10 protein-coding genes and 1 pseudogene are annotated in these 16589 nt (G+C 57.1%); 8 read left to right on the plus strand and 3 right to left on the minus strand.

Annotated elements, in window-relative coordinates:
• Nucleotides 1-10 precede the first annotated feature (10 nt).
• The 3 genes from nirB to cobA are packed head-to-tail and all read left to right on the plus strand — an operon-like array spanning nucleotide 11 to nucleotide 7676.
• Entirely contained in the window at nucleotides 11-4174 is a 4164-nt protein-coding gene (gene nirB, locus O1Q98_RS05930; protein ID WP_125260062.1) for a nitrite reductase large subunit NirB, read from the plus strand.
• Nucleotides 4171-6819, plus strand: coding sequence for a nitrate reductase (locus O1Q98_RS05935; protein ID WP_125260061.1), 2649 nt, complete (start codon nucleotides 4171-4173; stop codon nucleotides 6817-6819). Before nirB ends, O1Q98_RS05935 begins: the two co-directional genes overlap by 4 nt.
• 26 nt (nucleotides 6820-6845) lie before the next feature.
• Nucleotides 6846-7676, plus strand: coding sequence for a uroporphyrinogen-III C-methyltransferase (cobA, locus tag O1Q98_RS05940; protein WP_125260060.1), 831 nt, complete (start codon nucleotides 6846-6848; stop codon nucleotides 7674-7676).
• A gap of 75 nt (nucleotides 7677-7751) precedes the next feature.
• Here cobA and O1Q98_RS05945 read toward each other — a convergent pair whose 3' ends face one another.
• Nucleotides 7752-8297 (minus strand): NADPH-dependent FMN reductase, encoded by a 546-nt coding sequence (locus O1Q98_RS05945; protein WP_125260059.1) that lies wholly within the window; start codon nucleotides 8295-8297, stop codon nucleotides 7752-7754.
• Nucleotides 8298-8526: 229 nt separating this feature from the next.
• Here O1Q98_RS05945 and O1Q98_RS05950 point away from each other — a divergent pair, with 229 nt between their 5' ends.
• The 4 genes and pseudogenes from O1Q98_RS05950 to O1Q98_RS05965 all read left to right on the plus strand — a co-directional run bounded on the left by O1Q98_RS05950 (nucleotide 8527) and on the right by O1Q98_RS05965 (nucleotide 12664).
• Nucleotides 8527-9678, plus strand: a complete 1152-nt coding sequence (locus O1Q98_RS05950; RefSeq protein ID WP_125260058.1) for a hypothetical protein — start codon at nucleotides 8527-8529, stop codon at nucleotides 9676-9678.
• A gap of 197 nt (nucleotides 9679-9875) precedes the next feature.
• Nucleotides 9876-10983, plus strand: a pseudogene (locus tag O1Q98_RS05955) (IS3 family transposase).
• A gap of 109 nt (nucleotides 10984-11092) precedes the next feature.
• Nucleotides 11093-12214: a ribosomal protein uL16 3-hydroxylase gene (locus O1Q98_RS05960; RefSeq protein WP_125260205.1), complete on the plus strand. Its 1122-nt coding sequence runs from the start codon at nucleotides 11093-11095 to the stop codon at nucleotides 12212-12214.
• 261 nt (nucleotides 12215-12475) lie between these two features.
• Entirely contained in the window at nucleotides 12476-12664 is a 189-nt protein-coding gene (locus O1Q98_RS05965) for a YjfB family protein (RefSeq protein ID WP_125260206.1), read from the plus strand.
• Between the two features lie 174 nt (nucleotides 12665-12838).
• Here O1Q98_RS05965 and O1Q98_RS05970 read toward each other — a convergent pair whose 3' ends face one another.
• The gene (locus tag O1Q98_RS05970; RefSeq protein ID WP_125260207.1) at nucleotides 12839-13912 is read right to left on the minus strand and encodes a LacI family DNA-binding transcriptional regulator; all 1074 of its coding nucleotides are present in this window, start codon (nucleotides 13910-13912) and stop codon (nucleotides 12839-12841) included.
• A 316-nt stretch (nucleotides 13913-14228) separates the two neighbouring features.
• On the opposite strand from O1Q98_RS05970, the gene O1Q98_RS05975 reads away from it, so the two are divergent.
• On the plus strand, nucleotides 14229-15449 hold the full coding sequence (locus O1Q98_RS05975; protein WP_240632806.1) for a maltoporin: 1221 nt from the start codon (nucleotides 14229-14231) through the stop codon (nucleotides 15447-15449).
• A gap of 192 nt (nucleotides 15450-15641) precedes the next feature.
• Here O1Q98_RS05975 and O1Q98_RS05980 read toward each other — a convergent pair whose 3' ends face one another.
• Nucleotides 15642-16565 carry an IS5 family transposase gene (locus O1Q98_RS05980; RefSeq protein WP_125261335.1) on the minus strand — a complete coding sequence of 308 codons (924 nt, stop codon included), beginning with the start codon at nucleotides 16563-16565 and terminating at the stop codon, nucleotides 15642-15644.
• Nucleotides 16566-16589: the final 24 nt, after the last annotated feature.

Raw genomic sequence — 16589 nt, forward strand, 5'->3', positions numbered from 1 at the left:
GGAGGGAGCGATGAGCGCACATCTGGTCATCATCGGTAACGGCCTGTCCAGCGCCCGGCTGGTAAAAAAACTGGGGCAGCTTGCCGCGCAACGCTACCGCATCACCCTCATCGATCGTGAGCCGCGCGCCAGCTATAACCGCGTGCTGCTCTCCTCGGTGCTGGGGGGCGAAAAAACGTTTGAGGAGACGCAACTGGAGCCCGCGCCCGAGGCGATGGACGTGACGCTACTGAGCGGCGAGTCGGTCGTGCGTATCGACAGGGCTGCGCGCGCGGTCATCACCGATCGCCGCCGACTGTTCTATGACCAACTGGTGCTGGCGACCGGTTCACGTCCGTTTATGCCGCCGTGGCCGGGTATCGACCTGCCGGGCGTAACCGGCTTTCGCACACTGGATGACGTCGAGCGCATGTGGGCGGCGGTGCGGCAAGGCACGCCGGTGGTGGTGATGGGCGGCGGGGTGTTGGGCATTGAGGCCGCCGCCGCGCTGCGCCTGCACGGGGCCGAGGTGACGTTAGTGCATCGCCACCCCCAATTGATGGAGCGGCAACTTGATGCCACCGCCAGTGAGTTACTGGCTACCCGGCTGCGCGGGCGCGGCATCCGTTGCCTGACCGGTGTGCAGATCCAGTCGCTGGAAGGGGTAGGCCAGGTTGAGGCCGTCGCGCTGGCCGACGGCAGGCGTCTTCCCGCCGGTCTGGTGGTGGTGGCGACCGGTACTCAGCCGGTGTGTGAGCTGGCTCGCGACAGCGGCCTGTTGTGCGGGCGCGGCATTGTGGTGGACGGCCAGTTACGTACCCGCGATGACTTCATCAGCGCGTTCGGTGAATGCGCTGAAGTGAACGGGGAGACAGTGGGGCTGGTGGCCCCTTGTCTGGCGCAGGCCGATGTGCTGGCCGCCAGACTCGCGGGGCAGCCGGTGGCAGATTACCTGCCCGCGCCACTCGCCACACGCCTGAAAGTGACCGGCATTGACGTGGTGAGTGCAGGCGAGCTGCACCCGCAGCCCGGCGACCGGCTTCACACGCTGTCAGACCCGCTCGGCGGCCATTATCGCCGCCTGATATTCCGCGACGATCGGTTATGCGGTGCGCTGTTGTTCGGACACGTCAGCGACAGCCCGCAACTGCTGGCGGCCATGGAGGCCAGGCAGCCAGTCGCACCGACGTCGCTTTTATTTGGTCTTTCTTTTCCTGAAACAGACACTCGGCCTGAAGCCGTAAGGATTTCTGTTATGAGTAAACCGGTATTAGTGGTTGTGGGGCACGGCATGGTTGGCCACCACTTTTTGGAGCAACTGGTGGAGCGCGGCTTGCACCAGCAATATCACGTGGTGGTGTTTGGCGAAGAGCGCTACCCGGCCTATGACCGGGTGCATTTGTCCGAGTATTTTGCCGGACGTAGCGCCGAGTCGCTCTCCATGGTCAGTGACGGTTTTTTCGAGCAGAGCGGTATTGAGCTACGCACCGGCTGTCAGGTGACGGCTATCGATCGCCAGCGCCGCTGCGTGCGTGACGCCAATGGTCAGGAAACCCCGTACGATCGCCTGGTGCTGGCCACCGGCTCCTATGCGTTTGTGCCGCCTATCGACGGTAATGATCGCCCCGGCTGTCTGGTGTATCGCACGCTGGATAATCTCGATGCCATTGCCACCGAAGCGCGCGGATCGCGCAGCGGCGTGGTGGTGGGCGGCGGCCTGCTGGGGCTGGAAGCGGCTAACGCACTGCGCCAGTTAGGGCTGGAGACCCATGTGGTGGAGTTCGCGCCCCGGCTGATGGCAGTGCAACTCGATGACGGCGGCGCTCAGTTGCTGCGGCGTAAAATCGAAGCGTTGGGCCTGCATGTCCACACCAGCAAACAAACGCTTTCCATCACCGCAGGCGAGCAGGCGCGCCATCGCATGAACTTTGCCGATGGCACTTCGCTGGAAACTGACCTGGTGCTGTTTTCCGCCGGTATCCGCCCGCGCGTTCGGCTGGCGAGTGAGGCCGGGCTTCAGATAGGCACGCGCGGCGGTATCGTCATTAACGATCATTGCCAGACCTCGGATGAGGCTATTTTCGCTATCGGCGAGTGCGCGGTCTGGCAAGGGCAGATTTTCGGGCTGGTGGCGCCGGGCTACCAAATGGCGCGCACCGTCGCGGCCCAATTGGCCCCGTCGGCGCAACAAGAATCGTCGCAACAGGTGTTTAGCGGTGCGGACATGAGCACCAAGCTCAAGCTGTTGGGGGTGGATGTGGCGTCAATCGGCGATGCGCACGGCGCGACCGAAGGCAGCCTGAGCTACCAGTGGAACGATGAGCCGAATCAGGTCTACAAAAAAATCATTGTCTCGGCAGACGGCAAACGGCTGCTGGGGGCGGTGCTGGTGGGCGACAGCTGCGATTACAGCACGCTGTTGCAGATGAAACTCAACGACATGACGTTACCCGCGCACCCGGAGAGCCTGATTCTGCCCGCGCTGGACGGTGCCGCACCAAAAGGGTTGGGCGTGGCGGCATTGCCGGACAGCGCGCAGATTTGCTCCTGCCACAACGTCAGCAAAGCGGATATTTTTGCGGCGGTAGACAACGGTTGCACCGATCTGGCGTCGCTGAAAGCCTGCACCAAGGCTGGCACCGGCTGCGGCGGCTGTGTGCCGCTGCTCAAGCAGGTGATGGAGTACCGGTTGCAGCAATCGGGCGTCGAGGTGAAAAAAGACATCTGCGAACACTTCGCTTATTCGCGTCAGGAACTGTACCACCTGATTCGCGTTAACCGTATTCGCAGTTTTGGCGAGCTGGTGGCGCGTCACGGTCACGGGCTGGGCTGTGAAATTTGTAAGCCGTTAGTCGGCTCAATGCTGGCCTCGTGCTGGAACGACTATGTGCTGCAACCGGAACACGTACCGTTGCAGGATACCAATGACCGTTTTCTGGCCAACATCCAGAAAGACGGCACCTACTCGGTGGTGCCGCGCATTCCCGGCGGCGAGATAACCCCAAAAGGCTTGATTGCCATCGGTCAGGTGGCGGAACGCTACCACCTGTACACTAAAATCACCGGCGGCCAGCGCGTTGACCTGTTCGGTGCGCGGCTGGAGCAACTGCCCGCTATCTGGCAGGAGTTGATCGACGCGGGTTTTGAAACCGGCCATGCCTACGGCAAGTCGCTGCGTACCGTGAAGTCCTGCGTCGGCTCCACCTGGTGCCGCTATGGTGTGCAGGATTCCACCGGGCTGGCGATTGCGCTGGAGCACCGTTACAAGGGCTTGCGCTCGCCGCACAAGCTCAAGATGGCGGTGTCCGGTTGTACCCGCGAATGCGCCGAAGCGCAGGGTAAAGACATCGGCGTGATTGCCACCGACAAGGGCTGGAACCTGTATGTGTGCGGCAATGGCGGCATGAAACCGCGTCATGCCGACCTGTTTGCCAGCGATCTGGATACCGAGACGCTGTTCCGCTTCATCGACCGCCTGCTGATGTTTTACATCCGTACCGCAGACCGGCTCCAGCGCACCAGCGTGTGGCTGGATAACCTGGAAGGCGGGGTTGACTACCTGCGTCAGGTGGTGATCGACGACAGTCTGGGCCTTGCCGCCGAACTGGAAAGCGAGATGCGCCATGTTATCGACAGCTACCAGTGCGAGTGGCAAACCACACTGGCGCATGAGGAACACCGCGCCTTATTCCGCGCCTTCCTTAACAGCGACAGCCCGGATGAAGCGGTGGTGATGGTGCCGGAGCGCGGCCAGATTCGCCCTGCACGTGTAGAGGAGAAAAAACCGATCGCCGTATCCGAAACCCTCAGTTCTGATGGCTGGCAGTGCGTCGGATTTCTGAGCGATATTCCGGCCAATTCGGGCATGGCGGCGCGCGTCGGGCATCGTCAGGTGGCGCTGTTCCATTTGCCTGCGGCGCAACCGGGGCAGGCGGCACGCGTGTTCGCGCTTGATAATCAGGAGCCGGGCAGCGGTGCCAACGTGCTGTCGCGCGGCCTGATTGGTGATGTGGCGGGCGAGCCGGTGGTGATTTCGCCGTTGTACAAAAAACGCTTGCGCCTGTGTGACGGTATCAGCCCGGATGACAGCCAACTGCGGGTGCGCGTCTGGCCGGTGCGCCTGGTGCAAGACTGCATCTGGGTGGCGGATGAGCCGATGAGCGTGGTGGCGGCGGATATGGCGGAGGCGTTATGACGAGCTGGCGCACTACCTGTCCTTATTGCGGCGTGGGTTGCGGGGTAATGGCGACCACACAGCCGGATGGACGGGTGACTATCGATGGCGACAGCCAGCACCCGGCTAATCAGGGGCGGTTGTGCGTCAAGGGTTCGGCGCTCGGTGAGACGCTGAGTCTGAAGGGCCGCCTGTTATGGCCGCTGGTAGACGGGCACCGCGTCCGTTGGGAGCAAGCGCTGGATAAGGTTGCGCAATCGCTCGGCGATATCATCGCGCAGCACGGCCCGCAGGCGGTGGCGTTTTACGGCTCGGGGCAATTACTGACTGAGGACTATTACGTCGCCAACAAGCTGATGAAAGGCTTCATCGGCAGCGCCAACATGGACACCAATTCCCGCCTGTGCATGGCTTCGGCAGTTATTGGTTACAAACGGGCGCTGGGTGCCGATGCGGTGCCGGGTAACTACGAGGACATCGAGCAGGCGGATCTGGTGGTGCTGGTTGGCGCCAATACCGCCTGGGCGCATCCGGTGGTGTATCAGCGGCTGATGCAGGCTAAACGCCAGCGCCCCAATATGCGGGTGGTGGTGATTGACCCACGGCGCACCGCCACCTGTGACGCGGCGGATTTACACCTGCCGCTGGCGCCTGGCAGTGATGCCGGGTTGTTCAACGGGCTGCTGCGCGCCCTGGCGCAGCGGAACACCCCGGTTCCCGGCGAACTGAGTGGCGTGGACGCGGCGCTGGCGGCCGCCGAGGTGTGGACGCCAGAGCGGGTAGCGGACTTCTGCCGGTTACGGCACGAAGACGTGGCCTGCTTCTACCAGTGGTTTAGCGAGACCGACAAGGTGGTGACGCTCTATTCGCAGGGCATTAACCAGTCGGCGTCCGGCAGCGACAAATGCAACGCCATTATCAACGTGCATCTGTTCAGTGGCCGGATAGGTCGTGCGGGCTGCGGCCCGTTTTCGATTACCGGTCAGCCGAACGCCATGGGGGGCCGCGAAGTGGGCGGGCTGGCGAACCAACTGGCGGCGCACATGGGCTTTAGCCCGCAAGAGGTGGCGCGGGTTGGCCGTTTCTGGGGCAGCGACCGGGTGGCCTCGGCACCGGGGCTGATGGCAGTCGATCTGTTCCGCGCTATCGAAACCGGCGAGGTCAAGGCGGTGTGGATAATGGGCACCAACCCGGTAGTGTCGATGCCGGAAGCTGACCGGGTGCGGCAGGCGCTGTTGCGCTGCCCGCTGGTGATCGTCTCCGATGTGATGCGCCACACGGACACTACCGCGTGCGCCGACATTTTGCTGCCAGCGCTGGCGTGGGGAGAAAAAGAGGGCACCGTCACTAACTCCGAACGGCGTATTTCCCGCCAGCGCGCGTTCCTGCCCGCGCCGGGCGAGGCGAAAGCCGACTGGTGGATGGTGTCGCAGGTGGCAACGCGCATGGGGTTTGGCACGGCGTTTGATTACCGCCATCCGGCGCAAATTTTCCGCGAGCATGCGGCGTTATCCGGGTTTGAAAATGAGGGGCAGCGGGCGTTTAACATCGGCGCATTGGCACACCTCAGCGATGCGCAATGGCAACACCTTGCGCCAATACAGTGGCCGGTGACGGCCAGCGCCCGCGACGGGACGGCGCGGTTGTATACCGACGGGCGCTGTTGGCACCCGGACGGCCAGGCGAGGCTGTTGGCCATCACGCCACAGTTGCCGGTCAACCCGCCCTCAGCGGCCTATCCGCTGGTGCTGAATACTGGCCGGGTGCGCGACCAGTGGCACACCATGACCCGCACCGGCAAGGCAGCGCGCCTGATGCAGCATGCGTCTGAGCCCTACTGTGATTTGCACCCGCAGGATGCGCTCAATGCCGGTGTGCATGAGGGCGAGCTGGTGCGCATCAGTGCGCCGTCCGGCTGGATGCTGGCGCGGGCGCAAATCCAGCGCGGTCAGCAACCCGGCAGTATTTTTGTGCCCATGCACTGGAATCGCCAATTCAGCATACAGGCGCGTGTCGATAGCCTGGTGGCAGCGGTGACTGACCCTGACTCCGGGCAGCCGGAAAGCAAACAGTCGCGGGTGCGCATTCAGCGCTGGCCCGCCGTCTGGTTCGGCGAGCTGTTTGTGCGCGGCGAGGTGGCAACACCGGACTGCGGCTACTGGAGCCGGATTACTGCTGATGACGTCTCGCACTACGTGATAGCCGGTGAACAGACGCCGGAACACTGGCTTGACTGGCTGACCCGGCACTATCACCTGAGCGACGTTGAATTTCAGCAGGCGCAGGGCGACGACCGGTTGTTTCACGCCATTGGCTGGCGTGGCGAGCAGGTCGCCGTGGCGCTTTATGTGAGCGCACATCGTCCGCAACTGGCGCGTGAGGTGATTCTGGCGGCGTTTGCCGAGCCGCCGCAGCTCTCATCGGACAGACTGGCGCTACTGGCGGGGTGTGCGCCACAGGGGGAAATAGCGCAGGGGGCGACCATTTGCAGCTGCTTCACGGTGGGTGAGCTGCGCATTATTCAGGCTATTCGTCAGGGCTGCCACAGTGTGGCGCAACTGGGTGAGCAGTTGCAGTGTGGAACCAACTGCGGTTCGTGCATCCCTGAAATCAAGGCGTTGCTGCAACAGTATGCGGCGCCGGATACATTACGCCGGGCGGGTTAAGCCGCGCCCGGATAAGGAGTGACAACATGAACCCTACTGTGAACACCCTGATGGCGCACGGGCACCAACGCCAGCCGTTACTGGCAGGCGACGTCTGGCTGGTGGGTGCCGGTCCCGGCGATGCCGAATTATTGACTATCAAGGCGCTGCGGGCGATTCAGCAGGCGGATGTGGTGGTGCATGACCGGCTGATCTCCGCCGAAATTATGGCGCTGGTGCAGCCGGAAACCTTGCGTATTGATGTTGGCAAGCAGCAGGGCAATCACACACTGGCGCAACCGCGCATTAATCAGTTGCTGATGGAGCTGGCGCACGCCGGGCAGCGGGTGGTGCGCTTAAAAGGCGGCGATCCGTTTATTTTTGGGCGCGGTGGCGAAGAGATGGATTACCTGCACCAGCAGGGGGTGCGTTGCCACGTGGTGCCGGGTATTACGGCGGCGACCGGTTGCGCGGCGGCGGTGGGCCTGCCGCTTACACACCGGGAGTGCGCCCAGTCGGTGCGTTTTATCACCGGCCACGCCCGTGACGGCGAGCCGCAACTGGATTGGGAGACGCTGGGAGCAGGCCAGCAAACGCTGGTGTTTTATATGGGGCTGAGTCATGCCAGCCGCCTGTGCCAGAAATTAATCGCACACGGCTTGCCTGCCAGTACGCCGCTGGCGATTATTGAGCGTGGTACGCAACCGACGCAGCGTTTGCTGACGGCGACGCTGGCGACCTTGCCTGCACTGATGGCGCGTTATCAGCCGCAATCGCCCAGTTTGCTGGTGGTGGGGGACGTGGTGCGTTTTTGTCGCCACCCGGCGTTAACGGTGACAGCCGACGCGATGATGAACGTGGGCACCGTCGCGGCGTGAGGCGCTGCCGCCCGCAGGCGGGCGGCAAAGCGCGCGGACAACGCCATCGAATCCATCGGATCTATCGAATACGCGTTATTTGCTGGTGATGATATCCACCAGCGCATCCATTTGCTCGGCAATCAGCGTGGTGATGGCCTCATCGGTCAGGTTGCCCTGCGCGTCAAACCCACCGGCGAAGGCATTGGCAAACACTTCCGGCTTATTGAGCGGGTGAATGTTCAGGTAAACGCAGCTTTGGCGCAGGTGATATTGCGCCCGCGAGGTGCCCATACCACCGCCAGCCCCCATCAATGCCGCCGGTTTACCGTGCAGCAGTTCGCTGCTATCGGGCAGGCGGGATAACCAATCGAGAATATTTTTCAGCGCCGGGGCAAGGGAGTAGTTGTATTCGGTGCAGGCAAACACGAAGCCTGAGGCATCACGCGCTTGTTGGGCGATGCGTTGTACCGATTCAGGAACGCTTGTCAGGTCGGCGTTATAAAAAGGCACATCCAGTAAGTCGGCAATCTCCAGTGTGACATGCGAAGGCAAGACCGATTGTGCCGCGCGCAGCAGCCCCCGGTTGGCAGATGCTTGACGCAGGCTGCCAGAAATACCTAACAGTTTGATATGACTCATGATGTTATCCTTTTGTTATGAAAGTCACTTGCCGGGACAGCCACAGCCACAATAAAGCCTGATGATGTCGCCAGCCTTGTCATAGCATAGAAGCTGGCGGGGAAAATGCCATTCGCGGGCCGATGGCGAATGTCTACAGGCGTGGCGTTATCGCGTGCTCTTTTTTGATTACGGAAATTAATCTATTTCCGTTATAGTGTCTGCTTTATTTCCTATCTATTTATTTAATATGAATTTATTAACGTTAGCCGCAAGGATGATGGTGCTGGGTAGTGTTTGTCTGGTGGGCGTGGCGCAGGCCAACCCTGTGGTGTATCGCGGTACGCTCGGCATCGCGCCTGTGGTGGTGGAACTGGATATCGGCACCAATGGCAAGGCAGAGGGGCGTTACTTTTCTCCCGGCGCCCATGTGATGCATTCTCTTGTGGGCGATCTGGCGCAGAAAGGAACGCTGGTGCTGACTGTCATTGACGATGAGGATGGCACAGACAATGAGCCGTTTGTTGAGCAGCAATTAGCCTTACAACCGCTCGGCGAGCAAGGCTGGAAAGGCGAGTGGCGCGACGGGCATGCGGCACCGGTTGCGGCGGTGTTGACACCGGCTGCGCCGTTAGCGCCTGCCGCTGCGATTACGCTGTCGCCCTTTATGCAGTCGCTCTATGCCTTATCCCTGTATGACTTTCTCTTCCAGCAAGGCAATGAGTTGAAAATGGTCAAGCAAGGGCGCATTGGCGACTATCAGGTGGAGTGGTGGCAAGACCCGTTAACCGATTCTTCCATGTTTCAGGTGGTATCGGGGTATCCGGCTGAACAACGTGAACAGTTGAATGCCCAGTTACGCGCCGATTTTTGGCAGATGACGCAGTCGAACAGGTGTAGCACCGAGGATGTGTTTAAGGTGAAAATCGGCTTACTGTCAGCGAGTGTCGTCAGCTACATCGCCACCAATTTACATCTCTGCCCAGGCTCCGCCCATCCTTCGACCGATGTTTATGCCCGCACGTTTCGTGTCAGCGATACCGCCTTGCTGTCACTGGCCGATCTCTTGTGGGTGGGAGAGCCGCCGATACCGGATGAACATGACATTACGGATAACTACCGGGACGACACCCTGCCTGTCTGGTTAAAGAAACAATTCGATAGGCTATACCCGGTACAGATGCGCAATAACGGGAAAGTCAACGGCGTGTTTGATGGTTGTAATTATACGTCTGCGGATATTTGGACTTATGCCCCCTGGTATCTCACCCGCAACGGGATCGTGTTTCAACCGATGATGCCGAACATGATGGATGCCTGTAATCACAGCGGCTGGGAAGTGTTGCCGTGGCCGGTGGTCAATCAACATCGTGGTCGCTTGCAGGACATGCGGTTGCCTTGACTGTAACTGGCTGCCCGGTGATGTCTGGCAATAAACAGGCGTGTCAGGCAGGCGTTTTTTGACGCTGGCACCGGTCAGGTTCATCACGTACCGGCTTTCTTCAATTTTGATGGGGTGACGTAATACGGTAATCCCCCCGAAAAACCAGTGCATGCATAAGTAGAATTTTCTCCTAACCTGAATGCAGGGGGATTTCTATGAAACGATCACGTTTTACTGACAGTCAGATCATCACCATTCTCAAACAGGCTGAGGCGGGTACGCCGGTTCCTGAACTGTGCCGGGAGCATGGCATCAGCAGTGCCAGTTTTTATAAATGGCGCTCAAAGTTTGGCGGGATGGATGCTGCACTGATGAGCCGACTGAAAGAGCTTGAAGAAGAAAATCGCCGACTAAAAAAAATGTATGCTGAAGAGCGTCTGAAGGCCGAAAATATTCACGAAGCGATGGCAAAAAAGTTCTGAAGCCATGAGACCGGAAGCAGATGTCTCTACAAGCAGTTGAACACCGGGGATCAGTATCCGTCTGGCCTGTCAGCTCTTTGTCGTCAGCGAATGTTGCTACCGATACAGGCGCTTACTGAGTCAGGAAAATCAACGGATTGCTGACTGGCTGGTGCGCATCACGGACAGCCAGCGAAACTGGGGCTTCGGCCTGTGTTACCTGTATCTGCGCAACGTGAAAGGCTTTGTCTGGAACCACAAGAGAATTTACCGGATTTACTGCGAACTGTCGCTGAATATGCGGATAAAACCTAAAAAACGGTTGAAACGTGAAAAGCCGGAACCACTGAGGGTCCCCACTGGCAGTAACGAGAGTTGGTCAATGGATTTTATGCATGATCAGTTGTCAGATGGTCGCTCCGTTCGTCTGCTGAATATTATTGATGATTTCAATCGCGAGGCCCTGGCAATAGAGGTCGATTTTTCCCTTCCGGCCAGTCGGGTAGTCAGAACTCTCGAACAACTGATTGAATGGAAAGGGAAACCGGCATCGATTCGATGTGACAACGGACCAGAATATGCAGGTAACACTCTGATAGTATGGGCTGAACGACAAAATATCATCCTCAATTTTATTCAGCCGGGGAAGCCACAACAGAATGCGTATATTGAGCGTTATAACCGGACAGTGCGTTATGACTGGCTGGGGCACTATCTGTTTTATTCGCTGAGTGAGTTACAGGAATACGCCACACAATGGCAATGGTTCTATAATCACGAACGACCGAATATGGCACTGAATGGCTTCACACCAATGCAGCATATTCAGCGCTTATCTGATTCTACTTATCTGCCCGGTTAAAAATGGGGGGATTACCTATCTGCCATAGCGCTTGACCTTGACCAATGACAAAGCGGCATAAGCGTGGGTTCTTATAATCAAGTCTGTCTCTCCCCACGGGTATGAAAGCATGGAATATCAACTGAAATTCGATTGGCCTGAGTTTTTAGAAAAATACTGGCAAAAACAACCTGTTGTATTAAAAAATGCATTGGCTAATTTTGTTGATCCTATTACACCGGATGAACTGGCCGGATTGGCGATGGAAGCCGAAGTCGATAGCCGTTTGGTGAGTTATCACAAAGGTCAGTGGCAGGCCTGGAATGGGCCCTTCGAAGCGTTTGATCATCTGGGGGAAACCGGCTGGTCACTGCTGGCTCAGGCCGTGAATCATTGGCATGAACCCAGCGCGAAACTGGTGCGCCCGTTTCGGGTATTACCCGACTGGCGCTTAGATGATTTGATGATCTCCTTTTCGGTGCCGGGCGGCGGTGTCGGCCCGCATATTGACCAATACGATGTCTTCATTATTCAAGGGATGGGGCGTCGCCGCTGGCGTGTTGGCGATAAGCTGCCGATGCGCCAGTTCTGCCCTCACCCGGCCCTGCTGCATGTTGACCCGTTCACACCGATTATTGATGAAGAGTTAGCACCCGGTGATATTCTCTACATTCCGCCAGGTTTCCCACACGATGGGCAGACGCTAGAAACGGCGCTGAACTACTCCGTCGGTTTTCGCGGCCCCAACGGGCGCGACTTAATCAGCAGCTTTGCCGATTATGCACTTGAGCACGACCTGGGCGGCGAGCACTATAGCGACCCCGATTTAACCTGCCGGGAGCATCCGGGGCGGGTAGAAGAATACGAACTGGAGCGGCTGCGTGCCATGATGATGGATGTCATCAACCAACCGGAAGCCTTCAAACAATGGTTTGGCCGTTTTGCCACCACGCCTCGCCATGAATTGGATATCGCGCCCGCCAATCCGCCTTATGAGCCAGCAGAAATCACCGAAGCCCTGCTCGCGGGGGAAACGCTTATCCGGTTAAACGGCTTGCGGGTGCTGAACGTAAGCGAGCGTTTTTTCGTCAACAGCGAGCCGATGAACATGGCCGATGACAAAGGCGCTGATGCACTGTGTCGTTATACGTTAATTAGCCAAAATGAGCTGGGCGAGGCGTTACATAACCCGGCGTTCATGGCGCAATTAACCGAACTGGTTAATCAGGGGTATTGGTTTTTCGACGAATAACCGATAACGCCGCATCGATTATTGATTGTGCGCGGCAAAACGCATCGCGCAACTGATGTGATGACGCACACAGCGTTAACCACATCGGTTGGCTAGACTAAAGATTGAACAAACCTGACCGATACCAGAGAGATACTGGCAGAGTATGTCAGTATCTCTCTGTACCCACGCTCCTCTAACCGATGGGCGTGTGTCTCAGCCGCTTGTCCGCGCTGCCTGACATATCGGTATGTTTTTAGCCTCTAACACAGGATAACTACGATGGATGTATCACAAATAGCCGCCCTTTCCTCTGGCCTGAACAACATGCAGTTGAGCGGTGAAGTCGGCACCCAGGTGTTGAAAAAGTCATTGGATAATCAGAAAAATACCGTTGAGAGCCTTATCCAGTCCATCCCGCCGTTACCGGCAAATCCGGCGGTTGGGCGCAACATTAACACCACCGCATAACTTACGCCGGCAGCACCTGTGCTGCCTGTATAGGTTTGTGCCGGAATGACATATGCAGAACCCCGGTCGCCCAACGTCCGGGGTTCTTTTTATTTTTTATTTTTTATTTTTTATTCTTTACTCAAGACAGCCTCGACTCGAGACGACATGCCTCTTTCACCAGGCAATGAATGATTACTGGCTCAGGCGCTGGGCTAACAGCCGTAGCTGCTCGGCAATTTGCTGTAAATCACGCTGTTCGTCACTACGCGGGCCGGTAGAATTACGCACCACCAGCCGGGCTGGTAAAATAGAAGAAGAACGCTGCATATCGCTGTCACTGGCACCCAGCAGCCGCTGCACGGCTTCTTTTCCCTGCAAGTCGAGATCGAGCGATACGGTGGTCAACGCCGGATGGAAAAACGAGCTTTCATACGTCCCGTCATAGCCAATCACCGATTTCTGGCCAGGAATAGTTTGCTGGTTTTGATGAAACGCGCTTAATACTCCCAACGCCATTTGATCGTTCGCCACCAGTACCGCGCTAAACTGCGGCGTCTCGCGCAGCATCTGTAACGCACAGGCATAACCGCTTTGCGCATCCCAGTTGCCGTGTAATACGCTGACAGGCGCAAGCCCATACCCTTCAAGCGTTTCCAGCCAGTTTTTCAACCGCAGTCGCGCCGACACCGAACCTGCCGGCCCGGCCAGTAAAGCCATGTCGCGGTGCCCCAGTTCATAGAGATATTTTACGCTGGCTCGCGTGCCATCCGCTGGATTGAACGACACATTAAACACGGAACTGTAGGGGTCAACATCGAGAAAAAGGCACAGAATATCGTCGTTATCCGTCGCAATTCGCTCTGCTTCATCGGTTTCCAGCGGCACATTGATGATGACCTTATCAACCCGCTGCGACTTGAGTTCATTGATAGAATCCTGAATGCCATGATTGACGTTCTCATCAATCATCGAGATCAACACCTGATAACCTTCCGTATTGGCATACCGTTTTACGGCAGCGGCCACCTGTGACGGCGCATGTAACGCCAGCGAGGTCGTCACCAGCCCAATGGTCATACTCTGTTTACCCACCAGTTGCTGGGCCAACCGGTTTGGCACATAGCGTAGCAACTCAATTGCCTGCTCAACCTTGCGGCGCGTGGCTTCAGAGACATTGGCCGATTTATTCAGCACCCGAGATACGGTTTGATAAGAAACGCCAGCATGGCGTGCAACATCTTCTAACGTAGCGCTTTTCGACTTCATGGTCGGCTTTCCCGTCGTGGTTTTGTGTGAATTGTAACAGCAGGCCCTGGGAAAAACCCATGGGCTACCGCACAGTCTGACCAATCCAATAAAAAGTATTACGTTCACAAAAGAAAAACCCGTGACGAAGCTCACCAGTTTTTACAAAACAAAATGATTTGTTTGCACTAAATCACAACAAACAAACGAACGCATTGCCGAGTTTTACGTTTAGGCATTTTATTGAGCGGTAAATGTGAACGTAGTACATAACAACAAACAACATGAGGTGATCATGAACATCAAACGCCTGACAGTCCCTACCGCTCTCACTACGATGCTGGCCTGTGGGCCGCTGCTCGCCGCCAATATTCCCGTTGATTTCCATGGCTATTTACGCGGTGGCGTCGGGGTGTCAAACGATGGTGGCATGGCGCAATGGCAGAAAAACAAAATTGGCCGGCTGGGTAACGAAAACGATACCTATGGCGAAGTGGAGTTAGGCTCTGAGGTGTATAAAAAAGACGATGTCAGTTTCTATGTTGATAGCATGGTCAGCATGGTATCTGATGGTTCTAACGATAATGAAAGCACCCTCGGTAATGATGCTCAGTTCGGCTTACGCCAGTTAAATTTACAAGTCAAAGGGCTGGTTCCCGGCGACCGTAACGCGGTTATCTGGGGCGGGAAACGCTATTATCAGCGCCACGACCTGCATATTATCGACACCAAATACTGGAATATTTCCGGCTCCGGTGCCGGGCTGGAAAACTACAGCCTTGGCCCCGGCGCGTTGTCGGTCGCCTGGCTGCGGGGCGATGCCAATGCGGTTGATGACAGGATTAATGGCAACAGTAACGTCAATATTAACTATGCCGATGTGCGCTATGCCGGGCTGAAACCCTGGAAGGGAGCCTGGACGGAGTTTGGTATTGATTACGCCATGCCCAACGTCACCAAAAAACAAAAAGAGTTCGGCGGCCTGTATGACGCAGATAACGGCGTGATGCTGACCGGCGAAATCAGCCAGGATATGCTGGGCGGCTATAACAAAGTCGTCTTGCAGTACGCCAACAAAGGCCTGGCGCAAAATATGGTGTCACAAGGCGGCGGCTGGTATGACATGTGGAATCAGGTCAACAGCGCAACCGGTTATCGCGTGATTAATACCGGACTTATCCCGCTGACTGACCGGCTCTCGTTCAATCATGTGCTGACCTGGGGCTCGGCCAACCAGATTAATGAAGCGACTGATACCACTCGGTTGTTGTCACTGGTCGGGCGCATGCAATATCAGTTTACCGATTATGTGCGCGGCATTGGCGAAGTCGGGGCATTCACCCAAAAAGATAACTTCAAAAACGGCACCTCATTTAAGCAAAGCGGGCAGAAATATACCCTGGCCGTGGCATTGGCCGCCGGCCCTGCGTTTATGTCGCGCCCGGAACTGCGCTTTTATACCTCGTATCTGAATGACAGTCAGGACGGCAAACCCTTTAAAAGCGGCACCGCCAATAATACCTGGAATGCCGGGGTGCAAGTCGAAGCCTGGTGGTAATACCGGGCGTATACACTGAACGCATAACCGCACGCTCTGAAATATCATCTTCATCATTATTTTTATAGGGATTATTGATTCGCTGTGATTCGAGGATAACGCTTTATGGTTATCCTCTTTTTTTCGCTAAAAGAATGGCTTTGTTGAATAAATCAGAGTTAGTCGACGGGATAGCTCTCGTCGGTTAACCCGTTATGCGATCCGGACGCTGTGCGGCATCCCCAACAACGTCATCCGGTTCAGTGCCTTGACCATTGCCATCGCTTCACCCACCTGCGCGTCATAGTCACGCAGGCTCAGATGGCTCCCCAGCAGGGTTTTAATGCGGAACATCGCCGTTTCTGCTACCGACCGCCGGTGGTAGCCCACTTTCTTTTTCCAGACGTCATTACTGCCGCTTAAGTACTGATTTGCCACAGCGTGGTTACGCTCATGGTACTTGTCCGGCCAGTATTGCGCCCCGCTTCGTGGTGGGATAAGTGGCCTTATTTTTTTCCGAAGTAACGCATCATGGCTGTAGCGCGTGTCATAAGCGCCGTCTGCCGAAGCTTCCCTGATTTTCCGGTGGGTCTGCTGAATCAACCCTGGCAGGGCCTGCGCATCGGTCGTGCCGCTGAGCGATAAATCGGCACAAACAATCTCGTGCGTCGCACTGTCTGCGGCCAGATGAAGCTTGCGCCATACCCTGCGTCGGTCAGCCCCATGCTGCCTGACTTTCCATTCACCTTCGCCCAAGACCTTGAGGCCAGTAGCATCGATGACCAGATGTGAGATTTCACCACGGGTTGGCGTTTTTATGCTGATGCTAACACTTTTTGCCCGTTTGCTGACCAGAGAGTAGTCCGGGCATCGAAGAGGCAGCGCCATGAGCGTAAAAATTGAGTCAACGAAGCCCTGTAACGCCCGTAGCGAAAGGTTAAACACGCGCTTCATCATCAGAACCGTGGTGATCGCCATATCGGTGTAGTGAAGCGGTCGGCCACGCCCCTCAGGCTGCGTACGGTCAGTCCATGCAGCAATGGCAGACTCATCAAGCCAGACCGTCATTAAACCGCGCTGCCGGAGAGCGTTATTGTAGGCTGACCAGTTGGTGATTTTAAACTTTTGCTTTGCCATGGAAACCCGATGCTGAAACGACTG

The organism is Dickeya lacustris, from assembly GCF_029635795.1.
In the GTDB taxonomy this organism is placed as follows: Bacteria; Pseudomonadota; Gammaproteobacteria; order Enterobacterales; family Enterobacteriaceae; genus Dickeya; species Dickeya lacustris.

Excerpts from the sequence above, each read along its gene's own strand:
- nirB (WP_125260062.1), top strand. The coding sequence starts at position 11 with ATGAGCGCACATCTGGTCATCATCGGTAACGGCCTGTCCAGCGCCCGG.
- O1Q98_RS05935 (WP_125260061.1), top strand. The coding sequence starts at position 4,171 with ATGACGAGCTGGCGCACTACCTGTCCTTATTGCGGCGTGGGTTGCGGG.
- cobA (WP_125260060.1), top strand. The coding sequence starts at position 6,846 with ATGAACCCTACTGTGAACACCCTGATGGCGCACGGGCACCAACGCCAG.
- O1Q98_RS05945 (WP_125260059.1), bottom strand. The coding sequence starts at position 8,297 with ATGAGTCATATCAAACTGTTAGGTATTTCTGGCAGCCTGCGTCAAGCA.
- O1Q98_RS05950 (WP_125260058.1), top strand. The coding sequence starts at position 8,527 with ATGAATTTATTAACGTTAGCCGCAAGGATGATGGTGCTGGGTAGTGTT.
- O1Q98_RS05960 (WP_125260205.1), top strand. The coding sequence starts at position 11,093 with ATGGAATATCAACTGAAATTCGATTGGCCTGAGTTTTTAGAAAAATAC.
- O1Q98_RS05965 (WP_125260206.1), top strand. The coding sequence starts at position 12,476 with ATGGATGTATCACAAATAGCCGCCCTTTCCTCTGGCCTGAACAACATG.
- O1Q98_RS05970 (WP_125260207.1), bottom strand. The coding sequence starts at position 13,912 with ATGAAGTCGAAAAGCGCTACGTTAGAAGATGTTGCACGCCATGCTGGC.
- O1Q98_RS05975 (WP_240632806.1), top strand. The coding sequence starts at position 14,229 with ATGCTGGCCTGTGGGCCGCTGCTCGCCGCCAATATTCCCGTTGATTTC.
- O1Q98_RS05980 (WP_125261335.1), bottom strand. The coding sequence starts at position 16,565 with ATGGCAAAGCAAAAGTTTAAAATCACCAACTGGTCAGCCTACAATAAC.